A 24,579-nucleotide genomic window follows, 5' to 3' on the forward strand; every position below is an offset into this window, starting at 1 on the left:
AACATAGGGTCGTCAATGCAGAATCTCTGGGACTGGTTTCACTGGCTGTACGAGACCACGGGGATCAATTTGTCGATTTTTTACGACCCCTTTGATCGTGGGCGCTTTTTTGCGGGTCTGCTCATGACCTTGCGCCTCTCGGTTATCTGCATTGTATTGAGTGTCGTCATCGGTATTGTGGGTGCCTGGCTGCAGGATTCACGCTCGAGGCTGGTGCGCACGCTGGTCTATTGGTACATCCAGTTTTTCCGCAATACACCGCCGCTGGTGCAGCTCTTTTTCTTTTACTTTGGGCTAGGCAGTCTGCTCAGCACGACGGGCGCATCGGGGCAGCCTGTTCCCTTGGTCAGCAACATTGCGTGGGCGATCGTCTCGCTCTCGTTTTTTGCGGGGGCCTTCAATACCGAGATCTTTCGCTCGGGGATCCAGGCGGTGTCGCATACCACGATCGAGGCGGCCGAATCGTTGGGTTTCAGCCGCCTGAAGACGTATGGGCTCATCGTATTTCCGTTGGCCTTGCGCATCAGCCTGCCGGCACTGGCCAATAATCTCATCAACCTGGTGAAGACCACCACACTGGCCTATGCGATCGCGGTCCCCGAGATGCTCTACGTGACGAGTCAGATCTGGTCCGATGAGCTCAATGTGACTGAACTCATGAACGTGCTGCTGGTTTGCTACGTCCTGCTTGCCGGAGCGCTGGCCTTGCTTATGCGGCGTTGGGAACGTGCCTTGCAGTTGCCGGGGTTTGGCGCATGAGGTTCAGCGGCCGCACAGATCTGCCTGTTCTGGTACCTGAGGCGGTGCGCGCGCTGGGGCGCCTCTCTGTCCCGGGTGAGTCGCAGCCCTTGCGGCTGACAGGTGCGCTCGGAGTGGGCTTGCTCGTTCTGTTCGTTGCTTCCTGTGGAGTGGCTCAGGCCCAGTCTGGAGCACAGGGTGCTTCGGCATTCGCGGCGCTGTGGAAGTGGACGCCTCTGCTGGCGCGTGGCTTCTTGCTGAATCTTGCCATCAGTGCCTTGTCTATGTTGATTGGGACGATACTGGGATGTTTGCTGGGCTTTGGGCAGATTGCCTTGTCCGCCTGGGTCCGCAAGCCTTCATGGCTCGTGACCCAATTCTTCCGTAACGCACCCTGGCTGGTCCTGCTCTTTTATTGCATGTACCTGTTGCCGTTTCGGGTCACGGTTCTGGGTGACTCGATCTCCATCCCCGGCTGGGTCAAGGCTACCTTCGGCTTGTCGTTGCCAGTGATGGCGAATGTGTCGGAGATTTTGCGGGGGGCAGTTCAGTCCATCCCGACCGGCCAGTGGGAGTCGGCTGCGTCGCTCGCATTTACGCGTCGCTGGACGCTTTGGATGGTCATCTTGCCGCAGTGCATCAAGCGGATGTTGCCGCCCTGGATGAATCTGTATTCCATCCTGACGATGGCGACCGTGCTGGCATCCATTGTAGGGGTCAATGAACTGCTGACGCAGACGGCGCGTGCGCTCAGTGCGGAAGACCAGCCAGGGTTGTTGCTGCCTTTCTATAGCTACGACCTGCTGTGGTTTTTCGCCTATTGCTATCCCATCGCGCGTCTTACGCTGCATCTGGAGCGCAGATATGCCGTCCATGATTGAGAGCTCCGACACGCCGGCGGTCGTGACCCTCCAAGACGTTTACTTGTCTTTTGGGGCGACCGAGGTCCTCCGGGGCGTGTCTCTGACCGTGGCAAAGGGCCACGTAGCCTGCATCATTGGGCCTTCGGGTGCGGGTAAGTCGACTTTGCTGCGCTGTATCAACGGCCTGGTGGGAATAGACCGAGGTAGCATCCGGGTGGGCGATTTCGACGTCCAGTCGCTCCAGACTGAGGCGCAGAAGATCGCGTTGCGCAAGTGCGTCTCCATGGTGTTCCAGCAGTACAACCTGTTCCCGCACAAGACTGCCTTGCAGAATGTCATGATGGCGCCTGTCCATGTGTTGCGGGAAGACCGTGCCGAGGTCCGGACACGTGCACTCGCCTTGCTGGATCGAGTGGGGTTGGCAGGAAAGCTCGACAGCTACCCGGGCGAGCTGTCAGGCGGGCAGCAGCAGCGCGTGGCTATTGCGCGCAGCCTGGCCATGCGGCCGGACGTGATGCTGTTCGACGAGATCACGGCGGCTCTGGATCCCGAGTCCGTCAAAGAGGTGCTGGACGTTGTACGGCAACTGGCGCACGATGGCATGACCTGTATCCTCGTCACGCACGAAATGCGCTTTGCGCAAGAAGTGGCTGATGTCGTGTATTTCACCGACGGCGGCAGAGTGGTCGAATCGGGTGCGCCGGCGGCGCTTTTCGGGCATCCCGTGAACGAACGCACGATAGCGTTCCTGTCACGGGTTCTTTAGGTTCATGGAGGCCCTGGGCCTTGATCCTGCTACTCTAAAAAATATGCGTCATCCACTTCATCCTGCTCTGGTTCATTTTCCCGTCGCCTGCTGGTCGCTGGCGACTTTTGCAGACTTTGCAAGCCTGCGTTCGGGTTCAGGCAATTCCTTATGGCACTGGTCCGCCGGCTTGCTGTCGGTCGGTTGCCTGACCGCCTTGGCGGCCATGTTGGCCGGCCTGTTCGAATTTCCACGTGTCCCGAACGGTGTGGCCCTGCGCGACACTTTCCTGCACTTGAGCCTTATGCTCGTGGCGTTTGCACTGTATGCGTTCCGCTTGGGGCTGCGGATGTATCATTTGCGGCCTTTGCCCCCTGACGCGCTTTCGCTTTCGCTTGATGCAGCGGCGTTCGTCGCGCTCCTGGTTGGCGGCTGGCTGGGTGGGCGGCTTGTCTTTGGTTACGGTATCGGCCGGTAAACCGACTGGCGATTCGCACGTCCGTGTCTCCGGGTAGCTGGTACGGCGGTGGCCTGGTCGGGCCCGGTGTGTCTTCCTGTTACCAGTGTTGCCAAGGATGCCATTGACCGCGGCGTGGCGTTGTGTTTTCCTCATTGATGCAAATGCTGGAGGTGCATCATGCGTCATAGTTGGGACATAGGCTTGAAGGCGTCGGATGTGACGCCGGAGTCTGTCTGGAAATCTCGTCGGCGGTTTTTGGGTGGAGCGACTCTGGCGCCGTTGGCCTTGGCGGCGCCTGCGCTCGCTCAGGCTGATGACGATGCACCGACAGGCGCGTTGCTTCCCGCGCCCCGGGATGCCAAATGGTCTACGGACGAGACCGTCAACAGTTGGCATGACATCACCACCTACAATAATTTTTACGAATTTGGCACGGGCAAGAGCGACCCGTCTCAGTACGCAGGCAAGATGAGCCTGAGTCCCTGGAGCGTGCAGATCGATGGTGCCGTGCGCAAACCCATGACGCTAGACATCGCCGACCTGCGCAAGCTGGCACCGCTTGAAGAGCGGGTCTATCGCCTGCGTTGTGTCGAGGCGTGGTCCATGGTGATTCCCTGGACGGGGTACTCGCTGTCCCATCTGCTCAGCCATGTCGAACCGACCGAAGACGCCAAGTATGTGGTGTTCACGACGGTGGTGCAGCCCAAGGCGATGCCCGGTGTACAGGAAGGCATCCTCGATTGGCCGTACGTCGAAGGGTTGCGGATGGACGAGGCCATGCACCCGCTCACGCTGCTCACATTTGGCTTGTACGGGCACGAACTCCCGGCACAAGATGGCGCACCCATGCGCGTCGTCATCCCCTGGAAGTACGGTTTCAAATCGGGTAAATCGCTGGTGCGAATTCATCTGCAGAAAGAGCAGCCGGTCACGAGCTGGATGCGGGCAGCGCCCCAGGAATACGGGTTCTATGCCAATGTGAACCCTGCCGTGCCGCACCCCCGCTGGAGCCAGGCGACGGAACGCCGGATCGGCTCAGGGTTCTTTGCGGCGCGCATCCCCACGCGGCCCTTCAATGGCTATGAAAAATACGTGGCCGCCCTTTATAAGGGCATGGATTTGCGGCGTAACTTCTGACGCGGCGATCAGCGCGCAAGCTTGTATTGCAGGTGAGCCCGGATTTCGGGCCATTCGCCGGCTGTGACGCTGTACATCACCGTGTCGCGCACCGTGCCGTCGCGCCGCAGGGCGTGATGGCGCAAGACGCCGTCACGCTTTGCGCCCAAGCGCTCGATGGCGCGTTGTGACGCTATGTTGAAGTTGTCGGTGCGCCAGCCCACGAGCGCCGCTCCCAATGTCTCGAACGCGTGTTGCAGCAGCAGAAACTTGCACGCGGTGTTGACGTGGGTGCGTTGGTGGGACTTGCCGTACCAGGTGTAGCCGATTTCCAGCCGGGCGATGGCTGGCACGATGTCGTGATAACGCGTGGTGCCCAGTACGGTGCCGCTGGCCGCGTCCAGCACGGCAAAGGGCAGCATGTGTCCGTTGGATTGACCCTGCAGCGCGTGGTCTATGTAGGCCGGCACCTCGTCGGGCTCGGGCACGGACGTGACGCGCAGTTGCCAGAGTTCACCGTCGGCGGCGGCTGTCCTCAGGCCTTGGACATGGGAGGGTGACAGCGGGACCAGTCGTACCCCGTGGCCGTCCAGGGTGATGGGGCTGGGCGTGTGGGTGAATGAGGTGCTCATGGCAGGGCCCGAGATCGTGGGAGTAGGAAGTCAGTGTAACCGGGGCGTCAGGGAATCGCTGTATGCTTGAATGCATCGATCATCTTCCCGGAGGAAGCATTATGAGCACGCAATCGTCCACTGAAGTTCATGCCAGCCCTGTGCTGAGTCTCAAAGGTAAGGTGGCCCTGGTGACGGGGGCGGCCAGCGGCCTTGGAAAGCGGATTGCCGAGGTCTTTGCCGATGCAGGGGCAAACATTGTGATCGCTGACCTGAAGCTCGAGGCGGCACAAGCGACCGCCGATGCCATCGCAAAGAAAGGTGTCAAGACGATGGCAGTTGCCATGGACGTGACGGATGAAGCCGCTGTCGATGCAGGCTTCGACCAGGTGCAGAAAGCGATGGGGTACGTGGATATCGCTGTGAGCAACGCCGGCATTCAGATTGTGGCCCCGATTCAGGACTTCAAGTTTTCTGACTGGAAGAAACTCCTGGCCGTGCACCTGGATGGCGGGTTCCTGACGTCGCGTGCTGCCGTGCGCCACATGATTGCCTCCAAACGTGGCGGCTGCATTCTGTTCATGGGGTCGGTGCACTCCAAGGAAGCCTCCAAGCTCAAGAGCCCGTATGTCACCGCCAAGCATGGCCTTGAAGGCCTGGCCAAGGTAATCTCAAAAGAAGGTGCGCAGTACGGCATTCGCACCAACGTCATTTGCCCGGGATTTGTGCGTACGCCGCTGGTTGAAAAGCAGATTCCCGAACAGGCTCAGGAATTGGGAATCACCGAAGAACAGGTCATCAAGACGGTCATGCTCAAGGATACGGTCGATGGCGAGTTCACCACGGTCGACGACGTGGCTCAGGTGGCACTGACTTTTGCTGCTTTCCCCAGCAACGCCTTGACAGGGCAATCCCTGGTGGTGAGCCACGGCTGGTTCATGCAGTAATCGCCCCTCGCGACAGGCAGGTATGGCCTTGCGGGGGACCTGCCGCGAGGCATAATGGCGCAGTTTTCTGACTCCACGAGACGACGTATGGCCAAGTCGCAGTTGGCAGGCGGGCGCCGCCATGCCGAATATAAAATTCCCGGCGGCAAGCTGCTAGTGGTTGATCTGTTGGTCGAAGATGGCCATTTGCACGACGTGCAGCTGTCGGGGGACTTCTTCCTGGAACCTCCCGAGACCCTTGATGCGATCAATGCGGCCTTGGTGGGGCTTCCCGCCGATGGCGATGCAGCCAGCGTCGCGCAGGCCCTGGCTCCGGTGATCACCGCAGACGTGATGCTGTTTGGCATTACCGTGGATGGCATTGCCGTGGTTATCCAGAGGGCGCTGGCATGAGCACTGTGACCCGGACCCGCTGGACAGACTACGACTGGCAGCTGATCCATACCGAGCCACAGTCGCCGCTCATGCATCTCGCGCTTGACGAGGTGCTGCTCAACGAGGTGGCGGCCGGACGTCGAGCCCCCACGGTGCGCATTTGGGAATGGTCGGCCCCGGCCATTATTCTGGGCATCTTTCAATCAGTCAAAAATGAGGTCGACATGCAGGCCGCCCAGCGCTTTGGCGTGCAAGTCGTGCGTCGCATCAGCGGCGGCGGGGCGATGTTCGTCGAACCCGGCAGTGCCATCACGTATTCCATCTATGCGCCCAAGGCACTCATTGCAGGGATGAGCTTCCAGGAGGCCTATGCCGACATGGATGCTTTTACGCTGGAGGCCCTCAAGACCATGGGTATCGAAGCCTGGTATCAACCGCTCAACGACATCACCTCGGCCGATGGCAAGATCGGCGGAGCGGCTCAGGCGCACCGAGGCGGCGGCGTGCTGCACCATGTGACCATGGCCTATGACATGGATGCCGACAAGATGGTCGGGGTGCTGCGCATTGGGCGCGAAAAGCTGTCCGACAAGGGGACCAAGTCGGCCAAAAAGCGCGTGGACCCGCTGCGCCGCCAGACGGGCCTGGCACGCGAGGTCATTCTGGATCGCATGATAGAGACCTTTCGCCAGCGGTATGGCTTGCAGGCAGGGGCTCTGACAGCCGGCGAGCTTCAAGCGGCAAATCAGCTGATAATCGAAAAATTCGATACCCCTGCCTGGCTGAACAAGGTCCCTTGATTCGGGTGCTCGTTGGCCTCGCGACGTGGCTATCGCTATCGGACGACTTTGAGCACCATCATTGTGCCGATGCCCATGAGTGTCATGACCAACGATCCGCCGACGTGGATGACCATCGAGGTGGCCATCCAGCCATAGCGGCCTTGCTGCAGCAGGAGTGACAGCTCGGCCGAGAAGGTAGAAAAAGTCGTGAGCCCGCCGCAGAAACCGGTGATGATGAAAAGTCGCATCTGTGGTGAGAGCCCGGGATGCGCGCCGAACCATGCCACGGCGAGCCCGATGATGTAGCCGCCCAGCAGGTTGGCGACCAGGGTGCCAGGGGGCAGGGTGGGGAACAGTGCATTGAGGCTGGTTCCCAGCCACCAGCGGAGGATGGCACCGACGCTGGCACCTAGTGAGATGGCGATGAGGGTGGTGGGGAGAGTGGGCACGAGGTTCCTTGTCTAAGTGAGTGAACCGGCTACCCAGTGGGCATGAAAAATGCCTACAACCCGGGTGATCCGGTAGTTGTAGGCATCATCAGCCTGCGAGCAGGCGGTTCATGGAGGGATGCCATCTCCATTCAGCATAAAAATATTACCAGCCAGTTGCCGCCGCCGGCAAGAGGCGTTTGTCTGAGAGGTGTGGCCTGGACAGCGTCCGCGCGAGATACACTGCGAACAGCCATGAGAGTGCGGCACGTGCCGGCAGGCCCAGTGTCGTAGACTTTTTGAAGGAACGGTTCTTATGTTGATGGTCTTGTCCCCAGCCAAAAAGTTGGATTACGACACTCCGGTGCGCACCACACTGCAGTCTGTGCCGGTGTTCCGGGAGCAGACGCTGGCGCTGGTTCGCGTGATGCAACGCCAGTCGCCGGCGGATTTGTCGCGCCTGATGGGGTTGTCCGAGGCGCTGTCACGCCTCAATGCCGAGCGCTATGCTGCTTGGGCCGACGTGCCTGATGTCGCGCAGGCTCGACAGGCGGCCCTTGCCTTCAATGGCGACGTGTACGAAGGCTTGCAGGCGCCCGCGTGGTCGGACGCACAGTTTTCGTGGGCACAAAAGCATCTGGCCATCCTTAGCGGACTCTACGGGGTGTTGCGCCCCCTGGATCTGATTCAGCCCTATCGGCTCGAAATGGGCACGCGTCTGCGTACGTCGCACGGCGCGACCTTGTATGCGTTTTGGGCGAGCCAGATCGCGTTGGAACTGAATCGACGCCTGGATGTGTTGCCGGGTGAACGGGTGCTGCTGAATCTGGCCTCCGCGGAGTATTTCAAGTCGGTCGACCGTGGCTCGCTGCAGGCGCGCGTGGTGGAGTGCGTATTCCAGGATGAGAAAAATGGCGTCTGGAAGGTCATCAGCTTCTATGCCAAGCGGGCGCGTGGCCTGATGGCGCGTTATGTCGTGGAGCACCGAGTGAAGTCGGTAAATGCACTTCAGGCCTTTGACGCCGAAGGCTATCAGTACGCTGCACAGGAATCGACTGCCGACCGCCTGGTTTTCCGCCGTGCGGCGCAATGAAGAGCGCGCCGGACAAAATCAGCCCTGTTGAGCCGCAGCTGTTCCCGGCAGCGGCTTGTCGTCGGCCTCGATTTTACACGTGTTTTCGCGGATGACCTGCGCGGCCTGCGTCATTTGCCGCAGCGGGTAGGCAATAGTGGCCAGTCCACCCTCGGTTTCGATGACTTTGGGGGGGCTGGCTTCGTAGCCCCGCAGCAGGTCTTGTGTGGCCTGGATGGCGCGCGCGATGCCTTTGGGTTCGTCGTCCATTTGGGCCAGGTTCGGAATGACGGCGGCGATCTGCGAAGCCAGGGTGTGGTTCTGGATCAGGAGCCGGTTGAGCTCCGGGACATGGCGCTGCTTGCGCACGGGCTCGTCCATCATCCGGTAGAACGCCGCCGTAAAATTGCTGAAGGCCAGGTGAACATTCTTGCGGGCCAGGCTCCAGCGGATCTGTGCTTCTTGCTCGTCGGTGCCGGGAACTCCGGCCCGGATGCCCCGTACTGTTCTGACGTAGTCCAGGCCGCTTTGCAGGAACGCAAGATTGGCCTTGCGCAGTGCCCCGGCCAGGGTATCCAGGTTGTGGCGCTCCCAGGAGGGGAGGATGTAGCTGCAGCCCAACGCGAGGACGCTACCGATGGCAGTGTCCAGCAGCCGTTCACCAACGACGGCAGTCGAGCCGGGGATCAGCAGGTGAAAGGCCATGAGCACCAGCGTGGTGTTCGAAAGCGCCGACAATGTGTAGTTCACCTGAACTAGCCCATAACCCAGGATGCTGCAGGCGATCAGGATGAAGATGTACAGGGCCTCGTTCTGAACCACGGCAAAGATGACGAGCGCCATCCCGCAACCCAGCAAGGTGCCCATGAGCCGCCAGCCGTTGCGCTGACGAGTCAGCGCGAAGCCCGGCTTCATGATGATGAGTACGGTCAGAATGATCCAGTAACTATGGCCTGCCATGCCTGGGTCCAGTGTGCGGACGATGGGGGCGTGCCCCATGACCAGCCCGATGGCCATGGCGATCATGGCGGCAGCGGCCACCCGCAACGCATATCGAAAATGGATCGACTGCATATTCAGGTTGCGCAGCAGGGTGTCAGGGCGCCACTTCTGCTGGGTGAGGAATCGGTTCAGCGTCTTGTTGGCCGCGGTATTGTCGGAGGCTACCGCGACCTGACGGTGAGTGTGATCGGCCATGTGATCGACGCGGTTGGTCACGTTGCGCAGCCGTCGCAAGACCTGAACCAGCAGCGCGTAGAGTTCGGGGTCGGATTGTGCGGTGCCCGCGTCGCGCAAGGATTGCAGTTCGAACTCGAAGGCACGCAGCTCAGCCTTGACGCTGTTGCGTATGCGGGTGTGGCGGTTGCGTGCCACATTGAGCGCCAGACCCGCAATGTTGTTAGCCAGCTTGTTCATGGCGTCGCGCGCAAACAGCAGGATGTCGCTGTCGGGTAGTTGCTGGCGCAAGGTGGCGTAATCCGTATGGGTGGCCACCATGCTGTCAAGCAGCCCCACCATGTCCACGAACAGGTTGAGCAGGCCCTGCCGCAGCCGGTCCCCCCGTGATTGCGTGCCTTGTGGCAGCTCGCGCAGCACCATGTCGCGGGCGACTTGATGCGCGTCGGTCATGGCGGTCTGCGCGCGAATGAGCTGACGATAATTGTCTTCGATGTCCAGGTGGACGTCGTAAAAGCGTGCACGAGCGGCGATGTAGTCGGCGGTCGCAAAGAGCGCGACGGAGAGCGCCTGCTGTTCTTCCCGGTGCCAGAGAACGCGGTGGGCAATGGCGCTGTAGCTCAGGTAGAAGGTGCCTCCCAGAAACGAAATCAGCGTGTAGCTCCAGACTTCAGCCGGGGCCATGGGTGTGCGCATGGTGAGCGTCATGATGAGCAGGCACGCAAAGCCCAGAAGCCCTCCGTGCTTGCCGTAGACCGTGAGCATCGAAAATGCGAAACACAGGGCGGGCACGACTACCCAGATGGCGAGCGCGTAGCTGGAGGCCAGGCCTGTGATGGCCGTGGTGACCGAGCACAGACACAAGGCGGCGACCATGCCGTTGATCCCGTATCGGCGTGGGCCTCCCGGTTGATCCAGGATGGCGACGCAGCCCGCCCCAACGGCGGCGATGAACCCCCCCGACACCCACGAGAATATGCCCCAGAGCACCAGCGCCGGCAGCAAGACTCCAACGGACTGCCGCAGGCCGCCGAAAAAGTAGTGGCTGTAGAAGAAGCGCTGCAGCTGTGAAGTGGTGGAGGTCATGCAGCCGGTATCCGCACTGATGCGATGAATTTTGATAGTACCGGAATTTCAGTGGCACCCTGGAAGCCAAGGAACATGCGGATTGACAAGCAGATCGCACAAACAGAATAATGGCCACGAGGGTTTCGGGTGTGTCTGAAGCCCGCCACGCCGCGCAGTTTCAGAAGTTGTGACGCGACAAAATTTCCAACGTTCACGAACTTGAAGTCGTGTCTTTGGGTTTGTGCAGGTTGCGACAAAAGGTGGAGGTCAAAGCATGAAGCTATCTTCTACGGGTAAATTGGCGGTTGCACTGGCGCTGGTGGGCGGTGCGGGGCTGGCGTTCGGGCCAGGAGCCTGGGCAGCCGGTACGGTGAATGTCGGTTTATCCACCACCATGAGCGGCGCCATCGGCCCGCTGGGTCAGTCGAACAAAAATGGCATCGAACTGGCCATTGCAAAAATCAATGCCGAAGGCGGCCTGCTGGGCAAGCAGATCAAGCTGCTATCGGCAGAAGACACGGCAAAACCAGCAACGGGCGTGACGAACGCCCGTAATTTTGTGCTTTCGGACAAGGTCAAGGCTCTGTTCGGCCCTGTGAGCAGTGCCGTGGGTTCAGCCGAAGCCGGAGTGGCTGCACAATACAAGGTGCCGATCTTCTACTCGGTATCCAATGACGTAGACCAGACGGGCCGGTCATTTTCCAAGTATGTTTTTCAGGTGGTTCCCAGCACCTTCATGGAGCCCCACGCAGTGGCTTCTTACATTGCCAAAGAAGGCAGGGAAAAAGGCTGGAAGACCTACTACACCGTGAGTCCTGATTACAGCTTCGGGCGTACGACGGTCGACGAATTCCTCAAAGGCATGAAAGCCAATGGCGCCAGCGTCGATCTCGTGGGTCAGCAGTGGCCGGGCCTGGGGTCCAGCGACTTCAGCCAGTACATCTCGGCGATCATGTCCAAGAAGCCCGACTTCCTGTTCGTGGGCCAGTATGGGGGCGACCTGGTGACCTTCACCAAGCAGGCTGAAGGCGCGGGGCTCTTCAAGGCGGCCAGCGTGTATGCGGGGTACTGGATGGGCGCCTTGCAGGCTCTGGGTGCCAGTGCGCCAGCCGGGGTCATCAGTTCGGATCGCGCGGCACCGTTTTATCTGTCGCCCTCTGAAGACATGAAGTCATTCACCAAGGAATACCACAGCAAGTTTGGCGGTTGGCCGCCAAGCTGGGCCATTCTTGGGTACTCCGCAGTTGAAACCTGGGCGCAGGGCGTGAAGAAGGCAGGGTCGTTCGATGCCGACAAGGTCGCAGCGGCACTCAGTGGCGCCACCATCCACAGTGCGTTGCGGGGTTCCTTCACGATTCGTGAGTGTGACCATCAGGCCGAGGTCCCGGAATACATGGGGGTGCTCTCCAAGGACGTGAATGCCGAGTACGGCATCCGCACCATGGATCACGTCGAAAAGATCCCGGGATCAAAGATCATGATGACGTGCAAGGCCAAGCTGGCTCTGCAGAAATCATAAAAACTTCATAAAAGCCAGTCGCAACAGCCCGTGCCGTATCGGGCTGTTGCCAGTGCGTTCGGCATCTTGTCCTGGCCTCGATTCTCATAGGGTGGCTTCTTGACTCTGGCTGATTTTTTCACGCAGTTCTTTGGCGTGGTGACTAGCGCGAGCCTGCTGTTTCTGGTGGCGTCGGGGCTGACGCTGATTTTTGGCGCCATGCAGATCATCAACATCGCGCATGGCAGCTTTTACATGTTTGGCGCCTTCATCGTGGCCTCGTGGGTAGGGGCCAGCGCCGGCCACTCCGAACTCGCGTTCTGGCTCGCCATCATCGTGGCGCCCATCCTCGTGGGGGTGCTGGGGGCACTGACCGAAATCCTGGTGTTGCGCCGACTCTATGCCAGCGAGCACCTGCTGCAGTTGCTGGCCACGTTCGGTCTGCTTTATCTATTTGAAGGCATCGCCCTCACGATCTGGGGAGGCAACTTCCGCTCTGTATCCATTCCTCCGTCGCTCCAGGGGCATCTGGCGGGGGTGGCAGGGGCCGTGCCTGTTTACGATCTTTTCATCCTGGCTGTGGCCATCGGGGTGGGGCTGTTCATGTGGTGGCTGTTGCAACGCACTCAACTGGGGTGGCGTATCCGCGCCGCTGTCGAAGATCCCGAGATGCTGGCCGTTTCAGGAACCAACGTCAGTCTGCTGTTCACGGGCGTGTTTGCCCTGGGCGCCGTGTTGGCGGCGATTGCGGGGGTGATCGTGGGCCCCATCCAATCCGTGACGACCGGGCTGGATACGCAGATTCTGATCGAGGCCTTCATCGTGGTGGTCATCGGAGGGCTGGGCTCCATTCCGGGGGCAGCCATTGGTGCCCTCATCATTGGCCTATTCAAGACGGTGGGGGTTTTGTGGGCTCCGAGCTTTGCCTCGGCGTCGATCTATCTGGCGATGATTCTGGTGCTTATCATCCGTCCTACCGGTTTGCTGGGAGTGTCTGAACGGTGACTGCTGCCTCTGATTTGATTCACCATTGCAAGTTCTGGGCGGTGCCGCTGATCCTGGTCATTGGATCGATCGTGATCTTCGGGCTTTCGTTCATGTTTCCGCCCGAATGGCTCTTCTTCCTGCAAAACGTCCTGGTGCTGGGGCTTTTCGCCGTGTCCACCAACCTGTTGGTGGGCTACGGGGGCCTGGTATCGTTTGGTCAGGCTGTGTTCTATGGGCTCGGGGCGTATGTGGTCGCGTTGGGCTGGTTGCATCTGCACTGGCCATTCTGGGTTCTGTTCATCCTCAGCCCGATCGTCGGGGCGCTCAGCGCATTGGTCATTGGTGCTTTGGTCTTGCGTACCAAGACCTGGTACTTTGCGCTCCTGACCCTTGCCTTCTCGCAACTCTTTTTCACCATTGCCAATCAGTGGTATGGCTTCACGCGTGGGGCCAACGGCGTGTTCGGGTCCATGATTCCCATGGGCCTCCTGGACCCGCAGGTGGGCCTCTGGTTCGTGTTGATCATTTGCCTGGTGGCACTGTTGCTGCTCTGGATGATTACGGTCTCGCCGTTTGGGCTGACGCTTCAGGCCTTGCGTGAAAACTCCAAGCGGCTCGAGGCGCTGGGCGTCAATCTGTATCGCTATCAGTTGTATGCCTTTGTATTGTCGGGCGCATTCTGCGCCTTGGCGGGGGCGTTGTTCGTGGTGCGCAGCCAGTCGGCCTATCCCGAGTTGCTCGAATGGACACAGTCTGGCGAGCCTATTCTGGTGTCGGTGATTGGTGGCCTGCATTACTTCCTTGGTCCACTGGTGGGGGCACTGATTTTCGTCTTCACCCATGATTATCTGGTGGCGCACAGCAACGCCTGGGAGCTCATCCTGGGCCTCACGCTGCTCCTCATCGTGCTGTTTGCGCCCAATGGCCTGCTGGGTGTGGGCCAGGGTGCCGGGCGCGCGGGTGGTGTGCGGGCCTTGCTGTCCTCTCTCCTGCCGAAAAAGAGGCACTCGTGAGTTTGCTCGACGTCACCGAATTGCGGAAAACCTTTGGCGGCTTCCATGCAGTCGACGGAGTGTCGTTCGCGGTCGAAGAAGGCTCCATCCACGCGGTCATAGGCCCCAATGGAGCAGGCAAGACGACCATGTTCAACCTGATTTCGGGGCATTCGCATCCCAGCGCCGGCGCCATCCGCTTCGCGGGGGATGATGTCACGCAGTCGTCGCCAGACGCCATGGTACGGCGCGGCCTCACGCGCGCGTTTCAGGTGACGACGATCTTCCCTAAATTGACCGTCCTTGAATCCGTAGAATGTGCAATCAGCGCGCGCCGTCACCAGAGCGCCAGCCTCTGGCTGTGGAATCGCCCCACTGCGCGGGCCGAGGCGCTCCAGCTTCTTGAAACCGTGGGCCTGGCCGAACTGGCCGACGTCCAGGCCGCCACCATGTCGCACGGCGACCAGCGCACCCTCGAAGTCACCCTTGCACTGGCCACCCAGCCCAAGCTATTGCTCCTGGACGAACCCACGGCGGGGATGTCGCCCTTCGAAACCAAGAAGATGGTTGAACTGGTGCGCGACCTTACCCGATCTCGCGGCCTGACCGTGCTTTTCTGCGAGCACGATATCGGCACCGTGTTCACGATATCCGATAAGGTCACTGTGCTTCATCGAGGCCAGATCATCGCCGACGGCGCACCTGATGCCGTTCGAACCGACCAGCGAGTCATCGACGTATACCTTGGGCGGCGGAATTCCTGATGCTGAAGCTAGAATCCATCCATACCTATTACGGTCACAGCCACATTCTTCAAGGGGTCAGCCTGGAGGTACAGGAAGGCGAAACCGTCACCTTGCTGGGGCGCAACGGCGCGGGCAAAACGACCACCTTGCGCAGCATCATGGGCCTGACTCCCGCGAGCGAAGGCCAAATTCGTTTTGCAGGCGCAGACATCACGCGCGACAAGACCTTTCGCATCGCGCGCGCTGGGCTCGCCTTCGTTCCCAGCGGGCGGCGAATCTTCAGCGAACTCACCGTACGCGAAAATCTTTTGCTGTACCTGCGCCAGGCAGCCGGCAGTACCGATGGCTGGGGCATCGACCGTGTCTACAAGATCTTTCCCAAGCTCGCCGAACTCGATACCCGCAAAGCCGGCTTTCTGAGTGGCGGCGAACAGCAGATGCTCAAACTGGGTCGTGCGCTGGTGGCCAATCCAAAGATGCTTCTGCTTGACGAACTTACTGAAGGCCTGGCCCCCGCCATCGTCGATGATCTGGGCGACTGGCTGCGTCTGCTCAAGCGCGAAGGCTTCAGCATGCTGGTGTGCGAACAAAATGCCCTGTTTGCACTGGAACTCGCCGACCGAGGCTACATCATCGAAAAAGGCCAGATCCGCCACGAAGGCCTGGCAACCGACCTGCGCGGCAGCCCCGAAATCATGAAATACCTGGGCATTTAAGGTCATCGCAGCCTCTGGGATATCGTGCTGCAGGCGGCTGCTGCAGGGGCCGCTGACGTGATGTGGAACGTCGGGAGTGCCAGGGGTCGCTACAGCGCTCACCGTGCTGGAACCGTGTTGGCGGCCCCACGATGCCGACCGCTTATCAAATCCCCAATGACTCCTCTCTGCCCGGGCCCTCGCTTGCGGCAAATGTTGCAATGCATTAAATTAATCCCCTCGGTCTGCCGCATCTAGGCAGGCCGATCAGGTTACCAACCGGGCGACGTGCCCGGTTTTCAAGCCTGTCCAATGCTTCGCAGACCGCCACAAGCGACGTCGGAAGCGTCCGTTTCTACCTCCCGCGCTTTTAAAGCGCTCGTGTCTTGTGCCAAGGGGTGCAGATCGGTCCTGTGGGGTATCCGGGCAAAGCGGTTCCGTGAATCGCCAAGCGCCAGATATGTCGTGGATCACCGGTCATGGCCCAGATCATTCTCCGATCGCTTGGTGTGAAGCACTGGTTACGAAAGGAACCCATCATGGAACTCAATGGCGCCGACATCGTCGTGCGTTGTCTGATCGAGGAAGGCGTAGACCATGTATTTGGCTACCCTGGCGGTGCCGTCCTCTACATCTACGACTCCATCTACAAGCAAGATAAATTTCAGCACATCCTCGTGCGACACGAGCAGGCGGCAGTTCATGCGGCCGATGCGTATTCCCGATCTTCCGACAAAGTAGGCGTCTGCCTGGTGACCAGCGGTCCTGGCGTGACCAATGCCGTGACAGGTATTGCCACAGCCTACATGGATTCGATTCCCATGGTCATCATCAGTGGCCAGGTACCTACCCATGCAATCGGGCAAGACGCTTTTCAGGAATGCGACACGGTGGGCATCACGCGGCCTTGCGTCAAACACAATTACCTTGTGCGCGACGTCAAGGATCTGGCCGAGACCTTGCGCCGCGCCTTCTACATCGCGCGCTCGGGGCGTCCTGGTCCCGTGCTGGTCGACATCCCCAAAGACGTTTCGGTCGCAACCTGCAAATTCATGCCCAAGCGAGGCCCGACGCAGTTGCGTTCGTACGCCCCTGTTACCAAGGGTCATCAGGGGCAGATCAAGAAGGCTGTGCAACTGTTGCTCGCAGCCGAGCGTCCCATGATTTATGCGGGCGGCGGTGTGGTGCTGTCCAATGCCTCTGACGAACTGCGCAAGCTGGTTCGCGTCACGGGTGCGCCTTGCACCACTACGCTCATGGGTTTGGGGGCTTATCCGGGCACCGACGAAAAATTCGTGGGCATGCCGGGCATGCACGGTACATACGAAGCCAACATGGCCATGCAGAACAGCGACGTGTTGATTGGCATTGGCGTGCGTTTCGATGATCGTGTGATTGGCAATCCGCGCAATTTTGCGCAGGTGCCCCGCAAGGTGGTCCACATCGATATCGATCCGTCGTCCATCTCCAAGCGGGTGAAGGTCGACGTGCCTATCGTGGGTGACGTCAAAGAAGTCCTGCAGGACCTGATTGGTCTGTATGCGCAGGCGCTGGCCGAAGAGAGCGGCACCGAACATCGGCTGGACGATTGGTGGAAGCAGATCGACACCTGGCGGGCCCGCAAGTGCATGGAGTACGAACACTCCGATTCGGTGATCAAGCCACAGTTCGTGATTCAGAAGCTCTGGGAAGTCACGCGCGGCCAGGCTTTTGTGACGTCCGACGTGGGGCAGCACCAAATGTGGGCGGCTCAGTACTATCCGTTTGCGGAGCCGCGGCGCTGGATCAATTCCGGTGGTCTGGGCACCATGGGGGTGGGTTTGCCATTCGCCATGGGGGTGCAGATGGCCAATCCAGGTCGTGACGTGGCGGTGATCACCGGAGAAGGCTCCATCCAGATGAACATCCAGGAGCTCTCTACCTGCAAGCAGTACCGGCTCACTCCCAAGATTCTGTGCCTGAACAACCGCTATCTGGGCATGGTGAGGCAGTGGCAGCAGATCGAATATGGCTCCCGCTATTCCGAGACCTATGTCGAGGCCCTGCCTGATTTCGTCAAGCTGGCCGAAAGCTACGGCCACATCGGACTGCAGATCGAAAAGCCGGCAGACGTCGAACCGGCGCTGCGCGAGGCATTCACCAAGCACAAAGACCGCCTGGTGTTCATGAATTTCATCACCGATCAGACTGAGAACGTCTGGCCCATGGTCAAGGCTGGGAAGGGCTTGACTGAAATGCTGCTGGGTTCCGAGGATCTGTGAGGAAAAAATCATGAAACACGTCATTTCCGTATTGCTCGAAAATGAACCTGGCGCGCTGTCGCGCGTGGTCGGGCTGTTCTCGGCCCGGGGCTACAACATCGAGACCCTGACCGTGGCTCCGACTGAAGATGCCACGCTGTCGCGCATGACGATTGTCACCGTGGGCTCGGATGAGATTGTCGAACAGATCACCAAGCACTTGAATCGCCTGGTCGACGTGGTGAAGGTAGTGGATCTGTCGGAAGGGCCCCATGTCGAACGTGAGCTCATGCTCATCAAGGTGCGCGCGGTCGGTAAGGAACGCGAAGAGATGAAGCGCATGGCCGAGATCTTTCGAGGCCGCATCATCGACGTCACGGACAAGACCTACACCATCGAGCTGACCGGGGTGCAGGACAAGATCGCGGCCTTTATCGGTGCGCTGGACCGCAGCGCCATCCTGGAAACCGTCCGTACAGGCGTTTCGGGGGTGGGGCGTGGCGAACGCGTCCTCAAGCTCTGAGTCCCTCATTCAAACCCCTCATTCTTTAGAATCACAAAAATCTACGGAGTACACAATGAAAGTTTTTTACGACAAAGACTGTGACCTGTCCCTCATCAAGGGCAAGCAAGTCGCCATCATCGGTTATGGTTCGCAAGGCCATGCGCATGCGCTGAATCTGCATGATTCGGGTGTGCACGTCACCGTGGGTCTGCGCAAAGGCGGTGCTTCCTGGCACAAGGCCGTGAACGCAGGCCTGGAAGTCAAGGAAGTTGCCGAGGCCGTCAAGGGCGCCGACGTGGTCATGATGCTGTTGCCTGACGAGCACATTGCCCAGGTCTATCGCAGCCAGATTGCCGACAACATGAAGGCGGGTGCCGCGCTGGCGTTTGCGCACGGGTTCAATATCCACTATGGCCAGATCGTGCCGCGTGCCGACATCGACGTCATCATGATTGCGCCGAAGGCGCCAGGCCACACGGTGCGCAGCACCTACACCCAAGGCGGCGGCGTTCCGATGCTGATCGCCGTGCATCAGGATCATTCCGGCAAAGCCCGCGACATCGCATTGTCGTACACCATGGCCAATGGTGGTGGTCGTGCCGGCATCATCGAAACCAGCTTCCGCGAAGAAACCGAAACCGACTTGTTCGGCGAACAGGCGGTGCTGTGTGGCGGGGCAGTCGAGCTCATCAAGGCCGGCTTCCAGACGCTGGTCAATGCCGGGTACGCTCCTGAAATGGCTTATTTCGAGTGCTGCCACGAACTCAAGCTCATCGTCGACCTGATCTACGAAGGCGGCATTGCCAACATGAACTACTCGATTTCCAACAATGCGGAATTTGGTGAGTACGTCAGTGGCCCGCGCGTCGTGAACGACGAGTCGCGCGCTGCCATGCGTGACGTGCTGCACGATATCCAGACGGGTGTGTACGCCAAGAAGTTCATCCTGGAAAATGCGGCAGGTGCGCCAGAACTCTCTTCACGTCGCCGTCTGACGTCCGAACTGCAAATCGAACAGGTGGGCGGCAAGCTGCGGGCCATGATGCCCTGGATCGCGGCACATAAGCTGGTAGATCAGAGCAAGAACTAAGCAGTGACGTTTGCGGAGCCCGTCCCAGAGAAGGGCTTTGCAGCAGTGGGGGCCAGGTCTCGTTGGGACCTGGCCCTTTTCCTTACCCTGAATTAGGTTATCCTTGCGCCTATCATGAGAACTCCTCCTTATCCGCACCCGCTGATCGCCCGAGAAGGCTGGCCCATGCTGGCAGGCAGCGTCGTCGTATCGCTGCTCGTGGGGTTGTGGTCCGGCTGGATCGCCATCCCGTTCTGGATTTTCACCCTGTTCGCGCTGCAGTTCTTTCGCGACCCGGTGCGCGAAGCGCCCGAGGGCGATGGCCTGGTCCTTAGCCCTGCCGATGGTCGTATCGTCTGCGTTGAAGATGCGGCCGATCCTTATGCGGAAGACCGGCCTGCCGTGAAGATCAGCGTCTTCATGAACGTCTTCAACGTGCATTCGAACCGGTGTCCGGTCGACGGTGAAGTGCAGTCGCTGACGTATTTTCCGGGCAAGTTCTTCAATGCGTCGCTCGATAAGGCCTCCCTGGAAAATGAACGCAATGCCATGGTGCTGCGCACGGCCGATGGCCAGCTCGTGACGGCTGTACAGGTGGCAGGTTTGGTGGCCAAACGGATTCTTTGTCACGCGCGCATTGGCCAGAATTTGTATGCCGGGCAACGCTATGGCTTCATCCGCTTTGGGTCGCGCGTGGACGTATACTTGCCCCCAGGCTCCCGCCCCAGGGTGGCCATTGGCGACAAAGTTCATGCGACCCATACGGTGCTTGCCGAACTGCCTGTCGTCTCACAAGAAGATGAATCCCGTGTCTGAATCCTTACCTGATGAGCCTCAGCGGCGTCGCAGCATTTACCTGCTGCCAAACGCCTTTACCACCGCCAATCTGTTCGCTGGCTTTTACGCCGTTGTGCAGGCGATGAACCACAATTTCGAGGTTGCGGCCATTGCCGTGTTCCTCGCCATGGTGTTCGACAGCATGGATGGCCGGGTGGCGCGCCTGACGCATACCCAGTCTGTATTTGGCGAACAATACGATTCACTGGCCGACATGATGTCTTTCGGCATGGCCCCGGCCTTGGTCATGTATGAATGGTCACTCCGTGGTCTGGGACGCTGGGGCTGGCTGGCGGCGTTCGTGTATGTCGTGGGTGCCGCTTTGCGGTTGGCGCGTTTCAACGCCAATATCGGCAAGATCGACAAACAGTATTTTCAGGGCTTGCCCAGCCCGGCTGCAGCAGCGCTGGTGGCGGGTTTCGTGTGGTTGTCGGTCGACAACAAGCTGTCGCTTTCCGATGGTTTCGTGCCTTGGGCCGCCTTTGGGCTGACGGTCTACGCGGGCATCTCCATGGTGTCCAATGCACCGTTCTTCAGTGGCAAATCCTTTGCCCTGGGGCGCAGCGTGCCGTTCTGGGTCATGATCGTTCTGGTGGCAGTATTCGTGTTCGTCTCCAGCGACCCCCCAGTGGTGCTTTTTGGGCTGTTCATCTTGTATAGCGTATCGGGCTGGCTCACCTGGATCTGGCGAGTGCGGCGCGCGCGTCGGCTGGGGCAGCGTATGCGAAATGGCGCTGATGCGTCCGATGATGACGAGCCGTCCTGACGCCATCAGGCGCAGGGTGGGGCGATCCGCTATAATGTGACCCGCGCACGCAATCGCGTGCGCTTTTTTCTCACCCACGGTTGCACGCCTCGGTGCTGCCGCTTGTATCAGAGGTTCATTGCATGTCTGTTGCAGATATCGTCAAGTCTGACATCGTTGCGCAATTTCAGCGCGTCGCCGGTGACACCGGTTCTCCTGAAGTCCAGGTCGCCTTGCTGACCGCTCGTATCAACGAGCTTACCGGCCATTTCAAGATTCACACCAAAGATCACCACTCCCGCCGTGGCCTTCTGCGCATGGTGAGCCGCCGCCGCAAGTTGCTCGACTACCTGAAGGGTAGCAAGCCGGATTCGTACCGCGCGTTGATCGAAAAACTCGGCCTGCGCAAGTAATGCTGCGGGGTCTGCAAGGCCGCAAGGCCTGGCTCCCCCTTGTTTGAACCGTGTATGCCGCGATTTGAGGCGCGGGGTACACGGTTTTTTCGTAAGTAAAAGGAATAACCAATGTTCAACAAAGTGAGCAAGTCGTTTCAGTACGGTGCCCACACGGTGGTGCTGGAAACGGGTGAGATCGCCCGTCAGGCCTCCGGTGCGGTGCTGGTGTCCGTGGATGACACCGTGGTGCTGGCGACGGTCGTGGGGGCCAAGACGGCCAAGCCGGGCCAAGACTTCTTCCCGCTGACAGTCGATTATGTTGAAAAGACCTACGCTGCCGGCAAGATTCCAGGTGGATTCTTCAAGCGTGAAGGTAAACCGTCTGAAAAAGAAATCCTGACATCTCGACTGATTGATCGTCCGCTGCGCCCATTGTTCCCGGACGGCTTCTACAACGAAGTCCAGATCATCATCCATACCCTGTCGGTCAATCCTGAGATCGACCCTGATATCCCTGCCATGCTGGCTTCTTCTGCCGCATTGGCCATCTCGGGTATTCCATTCAACGGCCCGGTGGGCGGCATTCGTGTGGCGTATGTCAATGGTCAGTATGTCGCAAACCCCACGACGTCACAGCTGAAAGAATCCGAGCTGGATCTGGTGGTCGCTGGAACGGAAACGGCTGTGCTGATGGTCGAATCCGAGGCCAAGCAGCTTCCTGAAGACATCATGCTAGGTGCCGTGGTGTTTGGCCACGAGCAGATGCAAGTCGCCATCAGTGCGATTCACGACCTGGTCGCTGAGGCCGGCAAGCCCGAATGGGATTGGCAGCCGGCGCCGGTCAACGAGGCACTGTCCACGGCTGTCCGTGCGGCGGCCTTCGACGAGCTCGAAGCGGTCTACAAGATTCACGACAAGCAAGAACGCACGACGGCGCTGCGCAAGACCTATGCCGATGTCAAGGCCAAGCTGGCCGAACATGCAGCAGCGCGCAGTGAATCGGCGCCTGACGAAGTTGAAGTCGAAAACCTGTTGTTCGCGCTCGAAGCTGAAATCGTGCGCGGCCGTATCCTGCGCGGTGAGCCCCGGATCGACGGGCGCGACACGCGCACCGTGCGTCCCATCAGCATCCGTTTGGGTGTGCTGCCGCGTGCTCACGGCTCAGCCCTGTTCACGCGTGGTGAAACGCAATCGCTGGCGGTCACGACGCTGGGGACCAAGCAAGACGAACAAATCATCGATTCCATCATGGGTGAATACCGTGATCGTTTCATGATGCACTACAACATGCCGCCGTTCGCCACTGGGGAAACCGGGCGTTTTGGTGTGCCCAAGCGCCGCGAGATCGGTCACGGTCGTCTGGCCAAGCGCGCCCTGTTGGCCTTGCTGCCGCCGCCCGAAGAATTCCAGTACACCATTCGCGTGGTGTCGGAAATCATGGAGTCCAACGGTTCGTCGTCCATGGCGTCGGTGTGTGGGGGCTGCCTGTCGATGATGGATGCCGGCGTACCCATCAAGGATCACGTGGCGGGTGTGGCCATGGGCCTGATCAAGGACGGCAACAAGTTTGCCGTGCTGACGGACATCCTGGGTGATGAAGATCACCTGGGCGACATGGATTTCAAGGTGACGGGGACCGATCATGGGGTCACTGCGCTGCAGATGGACATCAAGATCCAGGGCATCACCAAGGAGATCATGCAGATCGCCCTGGCCCAAGCGCGCGAAGGCCGTTTGCACATCTTGCAAAAGATGCGTGACGCCATCAATGGTTCGCGGACCGAGTTGTCGGATTTTGCGCCGCGCATGCTGCAAATGAAGATCAATCCCGAGAAGATCCGCGACGTGATCGGCAAGGGTGGTGCGACGATCCGGGCCCTGACCGAAGAAACCGGCACGCACATCGACATCAGCGACGATGGCAACATCACGATTTCCAGTGCGGATCTGGATAAGGCTCACGAAGCCGAACGCCGCATCAAGGAACTCACGGCCGACGTCGAGGTGGGGCAAGAGTACCAGGGTACGGTGCAACGTCTGCTCGACTTCGGTGCCATCGTCCAGGTGCTGCCGGGTCGCGACGGCCTGCTGCACATCTCCGAAATCGCCAACTATCGCATTGCCGATATCAACGACGTGTTGAAGGTCGGGCAGTCGGTGCGGGTGAAGGTCATCGAGGCCGACGAACGTGGGCGTCTGCGCCTGTCGGTCAAGGCAATCGGTGGCATCGAAGCACAGGGTGGCCCCGCGGCGCCTACGGCTTCACACGAACAGTAGGAAACAGTACGCGGCCCTCGCAAGGGGGCCGTTCTGAAGTAAAAAGGGCACCCCAGGGTGCCCTTTTTACTGGGCAATCACTCCATCGTCAGTACGATCTTGCCGATCTGCTCGCCGGAATCCATCATGGCGTGCGCTTTGGCCGCATCGGCCAGTGGAAAGGTGGCGTGAATCCTGGGTCGGATGGTGCCGGCTTCGAGCAGCGGCCAGACGTGCTGGTGCAGCGCGAGTGCGACGTGCCCCTTGAAGGCAGGGGGGCGTGAGCGCAGCGTGGACCCGGTGACGGTAAGGCGGCGGCGCATGATGTCGTTGCAGTAGAGCGTACCCTTGCTGCCCCCCAGGAGTGCAATGACCACCAGACGGCCATCATCGGCCAGTGCTTGAATATTGCGTTCCAGGTATTTGCCGGCCACCATGTCGAGGATGACATCCACGCCAAGCCCTTGGGTGAGTGCTTTGGTTTCGGCGACAAAATCCTGGGTATGGTAGTTGATGCCATGTGTGCAGCCCATGGCTTCGATGGCACGGACGCGTTCGTCGCTGCCCGCTGTGGCATAAACGGTGTGGCCGAAGGCCCGCGCCAACATGATGGCTGTGGTGCCTATGCCGCTTGCGCCGCCGTGCACCAGGAGGGTCTCACCCGCATTCAGGCGACCGCGATCGAACACATTGCTCCAGACCGTGAAGTAGGTTTCTGGCAAGGCCGCCGCTTCGACCATGGATAGACCTTTGGGTGCGGGCAGGCATTGCACGGCGGGGGCCACGCAGTACTGTGCGTAGCCGCCGCCTGCCAGCAGAGCACAGACAGAGTCGCCTTGCTTCAGGCCAGTAGGAGAGGGGTCTCCACCCACGATGGTCCCTGCGACCTCGAGACCGGGCAGATCAGAGGCGCCGGCTGGCGGCGGATAGCTGCCCTGACGCTGAAAGACATCAGGGCGATTGATCCCTGCAGCGTGAACTTCGATCAGGACCTCGCCCGGCCCCGGCACCGGCTTGGGCCGCTGTGTCAGTTGCAGGACTTCGGGGCCACCGGGCTGAGTGATTTCAATGGCTTGCATGCAGGCTCCTTCGCGGTTTCAGCCTGCATTATGCGCTACACTTGCGGTCTTCAGCGGAAGCGTGCCAGAGTGGTTGAATGGACCGGTCTTGAAAACCGGCGATGGAGCAATCCATCCGTGAGTTCGAATCTCACCGCTTCCGCCAGTCACTGCC

General features: G+C 59.9%; 25 protein-coding genes, 1 tRNA gene and 1 riboswitch. Of the genes, 22 read left to right on the forward strand and 4 right to left on the reverse strand.

Annotation, left to right across the window (positions count from 1 at the left end):
* The first annotated feature begins 15 nt into the window (after nucleotides 1-15).
* The 5 genes from VF285_RS10865 to msrP all read left to right on the forward strand — a co-directional run bounded on the left by VF285_RS10865 (nucleotide 16) and on the right by msrP (nucleotide 3,943).
* Nucleotides 16-759, forward strand: a complete 744-nt coding sequence (locus VF285_RS10865; protein WP_346952636.1) for an amino acid ABC transporter permease — start codon at nucleotides 16-18, stop codon at nucleotides 757-759.
* Entirely contained in the window at nucleotides 756-1,619 is an 864-nt protein-coding gene (locus tag VF285_RS10870; protein ID WP_346952637.1) for an amino acid ABC transporter permease, read from the forward strand. The genes VF285_RS10865 and VF285_RS10870 overlap by 4 nt, the downstream gene beginning before the upstream one ends.
* On the forward strand, nucleotides 1,603-2,367 hold the full coding sequence (locus VF285_RS10875) for an amino acid ABC transporter ATP-binding protein (protein WP_346952638.1): 765 nt from the start codon (nucleotides 1,603-1,605) through the stop codon (nucleotides 2,365-2,367). The genes VF285_RS10870 and VF285_RS10875 overlap by 17 nt, the downstream gene beginning before the upstream one ends.
* Nucleotides 2,368-2,410: 43 nt before the next feature.
* Nucleotides 2,411-2,824: a DUF2231 domain-containing protein gene (locus tag VF285_RS10880; protein ID WP_346952639.1), complete on the forward strand. Its 414-nt coding sequence runs from the start codon at nucleotides 2,411-2,413 to the stop codon at nucleotides 2,822-2,824.
* Nucleotides 2,825-2,983: 159 nt separating this feature from the next.
* Nucleotides 2,984-3,943: a protein-methionine-sulfoxide reductase catalytic subunit MsrP gene (gene msrP / locus VF285_RS10885; RefSeq protein ID WP_346952640.1), complete on the forward strand. Its 960-nt coding sequence runs from the start codon at nucleotides 2,984-2,986 to the stop codon at nucleotides 3,941-3,943.
* A gap of 8 nt (nucleotides 3,944-3,951) precedes the next feature.
* Here the strand turns inward: msrP and VF285_RS10890 are convergent, their stop codons facing one another.
* Nucleotides 3,952-4,554 carry a GNAT family protein gene (locus VF285_RS10890; protein WP_346952641.1) on the reverse strand — a complete coding sequence of 201 codons (603 nt, stop codon included), beginning with the start codon at nucleotides 4,552-4,554 and terminating at the stop codon, nucleotides 3,952-3,954.
* Nucleotides 4,555-4,697: 143 nt separating this feature from the next.
* Between VF285_RS10890 and VF285_RS10895 the strand changes: the two genes are divergently transcribed.
* The 3 genes from VF285_RS10895 (at nucleotide 4,698) to VF285_RS10905 (ending at nucleotide 6,655) form a co-directional block, all read left to right on the forward strand.
* Nucleotides 4,698-5,480: a 3-hydroxybutyrate dehydrogenase gene (locus VF285_RS10895; RefSeq protein ID WP_346952711.1), complete on the forward strand. Its 783-nt coding sequence runs from the start codon at nucleotides 4,698-4,700 to the stop codon at nucleotides 5,478-5,480.
* A gap of 87 nt (nucleotides 5,481-5,567) precedes the next feature.
* Entirely contained in the window at nucleotides 5,568-5,873 is a 306-nt protein-coding gene (locus VF285_RS10900; RefSeq protein WP_346952642.1) for a biotin--protein ligase, read from the forward strand.
* Between the two features lie 5 nt (nucleotides 5,874-5,878).
* The gene (locus VF285_RS10905; protein ID WP_346952712.1) at nucleotides 5,879-6,655 is read left to right on the forward strand and encodes a biotin/lipoate A/B protein ligase family protein; all 777 of its coding nucleotides are present in this window, start codon (nucleotides 5,879-5,881) and stop codon (nucleotides 6,653-6,655) included.
* Between the two features lie 35 nt (nucleotides 6,656-6,690).
* Here VF285_RS10905 and crcB read toward each other — a convergent pair whose 3' ends face one another.
* Entirely contained in the window at nucleotides 6,691-7,086 is a 396-nt protein-coding gene (gene crcB, locus VF285_RS10910) for a fluoride efflux transporter CrcB (RefSeq protein ID WP_346952643.1), read from the reverse strand.
* Between the two features lie 72 nt (nucleotides 7,087-7,158).
* Nucleotides 7,159-7,224, reverse strand: a riboswitch (Fluoride riboswitch).
* A gap of 157 nt (nucleotides 7,225-7,381) precedes the next feature.
* Here crcB and yaaA point away from each other — a divergent pair.
* Nucleotides 7,382-8,158, forward strand: a complete 777-nt coding sequence (gene yaaA / locus VF285_RS10915) for a peroxide stress protein YaaA (RefSeq protein ID WP_346952644.1) — start codon at nucleotides 7,382-7,384, stop codon at nucleotides 8,156-8,158.
* Between the two features lie 18 nt (nucleotides 8,159-8,176).
* On the opposite strand, the gene VF285_RS10920 is transcribed toward yaaA, so the two are convergent.
* A complete protein-coding gene (locus VF285_RS10920) occupies nucleotides 8,177-10,399 on the reverse strand; it encodes an FUSC family protein (RefSeq protein ID WP_346952645.1) in 2,223 nt (740 codons plus the stop codon).
* A 256-nt stretch (nucleotides 10,400-10,655) separates the two neighbouring features.
* Between VF285_RS10920 and VF285_RS10925 the strand changes: the two genes are divergently transcribed.
* From VF285_RS10925 to pnp, 12 genes are all read left to right on the forward strand, one after another.
* Nucleotides 10,656-11,900, forward strand: coding sequence for an ABC transporter substrate-binding protein (locus VF285_RS10925; RefSeq protein ID WP_346952646.1), 1,245 nt, complete (start codon nucleotides 10,656-10,658; stop codon nucleotides 11,898-11,900).
* A 99-nt stretch (nucleotides 11,901-11,999) separates the two neighbouring features.
* Nucleotides 12,000-12,884, forward strand: a complete 885-nt coding sequence (locus VF285_RS10930; protein ID WP_346952647.1) for a branched-chain amino acid ABC transporter permease — start codon at nucleotides 12,000-12,002, stop codon at nucleotides 12,882-12,884.
* A complete protein-coding gene (locus VF285_RS10935) occupies nucleotides 12,881-13,879 on the forward strand; it encodes a branched-chain amino acid ABC transporter permease (RefSeq protein ID WP_346952648.1) in 999 nt (332 codons plus the stop codon). Before VF285_RS10930 ends, VF285_RS10935 begins: the two co-directional genes overlap by 4 nt.
* A complete protein-coding gene (locus tag VF285_RS10940; RefSeq protein WP_346952649.1) occupies nucleotides 13,876-14,622 on the forward strand; it encodes an ABC transporter ATP-binding protein in 747 nt (248 codons plus the stop codon). The genes VF285_RS10935 and VF285_RS10940 overlap by 4 nt, the downstream gene beginning before the upstream one ends.
* Nucleotides 14,622-15,320 carry an ABC transporter ATP-binding protein gene (locus tag VF285_RS10945; protein WP_346952650.1) on the forward strand — a complete coding sequence of 233 codons (699 nt, stop codon included), beginning with the start codon at nucleotides 14,622-14,624 and terminating at the stop codon, nucleotides 15,318-15,320. The genes VF285_RS10940 and VF285_RS10945 overlap by 1 nt, the downstream gene beginning before the upstream one ends.
* Before the next feature lie 518 nt (nucleotides 15,321-15,838).
* Nucleotides 15,839-17,560: an acetolactate synthase 3 catalytic subunit gene (locus VF285_RS10950; protein ID WP_346952713.1), complete on the forward strand. Its 1,722-nt coding sequence runs from the start codon at nucleotides 15,839-15,841 to the stop codon at nucleotides 17,558-17,560.
* A gap of 10 nt (nucleotides 17,561-17,570) precedes the next feature.
* The gene (ilvN, locus tag VF285_RS10955) at nucleotides 17,571-18,062 is read left to right on the forward strand and encodes an acetolactate synthase small subunit (RefSeq protein ID WP_346952651.1); all 492 of its coding nucleotides are present in this window, start codon (nucleotides 17,571-17,573) and stop codon (nucleotides 18,060-18,062) included.
* A gap of 55 nt (nucleotides 18,063-18,117) precedes the next feature.
* Nucleotides 18,118-19,134: a ketol-acid reductoisomerase gene (gene ilvC, locus VF285_RS10960; protein WP_346952652.1), complete on the forward strand. Its 1,017-nt coding sequence runs from the start codon at nucleotides 18,118-18,120 to the stop codon at nucleotides 19,132-19,134.
* A 114-nt stretch (nucleotides 19,135-19,248) separates the two neighbouring features.
* Entirely contained in the window at nucleotides 19,249-19,929 is a 681-nt protein-coding gene (locus VF285_RS10965) for a phosphatidylserine decarboxylase (protein ID WP_346952653.1), read from the forward strand.
* Complete coding sequence (gene pssA / locus VF285_RS10970; RefSeq protein WP_414648127.1) at nucleotides 19,913-20,716, forward strand: CDP-diacylglycerol--serine O-phosphatidyltransferase; 804 nt, start codon at nucleotides 19,913-19,915, stop codon at nucleotides 20,714-20,716. Before VF285_RS10965 ends, pssA begins: the two co-directional genes overlap by 17 nt.
* 122 nt (nucleotides 20,717-20,838) lie before the next feature.
* Nucleotides 20,839-21,108 (forward strand): 30S ribosomal protein S15, encoded by a 270-nt coding sequence (rpsO, locus tag VF285_RS10975; RefSeq protein WP_346952655.1) that lies wholly within the window; start codon nucleotides 20,839-20,841, stop codon nucleotides 21,106-21,108.
* A gap of 111 nt (nucleotides 21,109-21,219) precedes the next feature.
* Nucleotides 21,220-23,367: a polyribonucleotide nucleotidyltransferase gene (pnp, locus tag VF285_RS10980; protein WP_346952656.1), complete on the forward strand. Its 2,148-nt coding sequence runs from the start codon at nucleotides 21,220-21,222 to the stop codon at nucleotides 23,365-23,367.
* A 77-nt stretch (nucleotides 23,368-23,444) separates the two neighbouring features.
* Here the strand turns inward: pnp and VF285_RS10985 are convergent, their stop codons facing one another.
* Entirely contained in the window at nucleotides 23,445-24,425 is a 981-nt protein-coding gene (locus tag VF285_RS10985; protein WP_346952657.1) for an NAD(P)H-quinone oxidoreductase, read from the reverse strand.
* A 55-nt stretch (nucleotides 24,426-24,480) separates the two neighbouring features.
* Between VF285_RS10985 and VF285_RS10990 the strand changes: the two genes are divergently transcribed.
* Nucleotides 24,481-24,570: transfer RNA gene (locus tag VF285_RS10990), tRNA-Ser, on the forward strand.
* Nucleotides 24,571-24,579: the final 9 nt, after the last annotated feature.

Source organism: Castellaniella sp., from assembly GCF_036379515.1.
Classification (GTDB): Bacteria; Pseudomonadota; Gammaproteobacteria; order Burkholderiales; family Burkholderiaceae_B; genus Castellaniella.